Source organism: Burkholderia sp. AU4i (assembly GCF_000466765.1).
In the GTDB taxonomy this organism is placed as follows: Bacteria; Pseudomonadota; Gammaproteobacteria; order Burkholderiales; family Burkholderiaceae; genus Burkholderia; species Burkholderia cepacia.
The window spans coordinates 1-1247 of the sequence record NZ_ASSI01000422.1 but is presented as its reverse complement, the minus strand read 5'-3'; the positions used below and the strand labels follow the sequence as shown (position 1 = coordinate 1247).

Annotated in this window: 1 protein-coding gene, 1 pseudogene and 1 riboswitch; the gene and the pseudogene both read left to right on the top strand. The window is 69.4% G+C overall.

All coding sequences use genetic code 11. The features are described 5' to 3' along the window. A partial coding sequence (locus L810_RS43225; RefSeq protein ID WP_042978460.1) for a helix-turn-helix transcriptional regulator occupies window positions 1-308 on the top strand: 308 nt, incomplete at its 5' end. Window positions 309-397: 89 nt separating this feature from the next. Continuing rightward, window positions 398-590: riboswitch (cobalamin riboswitch) on the top strand. A 339-nt stretch (window positions 591-929) separates the two neighbouring features. Then, a pseudogene (locus L810_RS43220) lies at window positions 930-1247 on the top strand (TonB-dependent receptor plug domain-containing protein); the annotation flags it as partial.

Below are 1247 nucleotides of genomic sequence, written 5' to 3'. Positions count from 1 at the left end.
CGGCGCTCGCCGAACTGGCCGCATGGCTCGGCGTCAGCGAGGCGACGTTGCGGCGGCGGCTGGCGACCGAGCACACCGGTTATCACGCGCTGAGGGAGCAATGTCTCGCCGAAGCCGCGCAACGCTGCCTGCGCGAATCGGACTGGCCGGTCGCGCGGATTGCCGCGCATCTCGGGTTCGGCGGCGAGGAGGCGTTTCGCCGCGCGTTCGTCCGGTGGACAGGAGTCGCGCCGAGCCGGTTCAGGCGCGATCGGACGGCTTCGAACCACCCTGTTTCGTCAGACATGAAACGCGACGCCGACGCATGAAAGAAAGGATTTCGAAAGAATTTGCCCGGTAATGACGTTTTTTCGCATCCCTGCGTCGCCGGATATTTGACGTGGCGGCGCGCACGCCATTACCCTTGCGCGCTGATGGTGCCCGGAGACGGGATCAAAAGGGAACGCAGGAGAGGCCATGCCTCGAATCTGCGGCTGCCCCCGCAACTGTGAGCGGTGAATTCGTGCCACTGCGTGCCACTGGGAAACCGGGAAGGCCCGCACGAATGACGACCCGCGAGCCAGGAGACCTGCCATCGACCCGAGGTCCAGGCAGCCGCACCGGGCGGGGTGTCCCGGAGCGCCAGGCACCGCCGTTGGCGGTCGCCCGCTGCATGGACGGCCCGACCTCAGGATCCGCCCGATGTCCATCGTTACCGCATCCGCTTCCGCACCGGAAGCGCCGCGCCGGCACGCCGCCGGCCTGCACGGCCCGCACGCACGCGCGTGCCGTCCCCCATCGACTGCGTCTGCCGGCGTGCGCCGCGCCGACGCCCGTGAAACCGGCCTGCCCGGCCCGGTCGCGCGATAACCCGATCACCGATAACAAGACCGGTGCTGCCCGCCCGTTCACGATCGACGCCAGCGCAGCCCGACGACAACGACAGCCTCATGAAGATTCGACACCTCCTTGCCACGTCCGCCGCGACCGCGCTCCTCTCGCCCCTCGCCCACGCCGCTAGCGACACCGCGGTCTCGCAACCGGCCCCGGCCGCCGAAGGCACCGACCTGCCGACGATCAACGTGACCGACACGCGGCGCCTGCCCGAGTCGTTCGACCAGCGTTATGCGACGACCCAGGTGCTCACGCGCACCGATCTCGACCGGCTGTCGCCGAGCGACCCGAGCATCACGCAGGCGCTTGCGACGCTGCCCGGCGTGACCGTCTCGCAGAACGGCGGCCCCGGTTCGTCCGCGTCGGTCAGCATC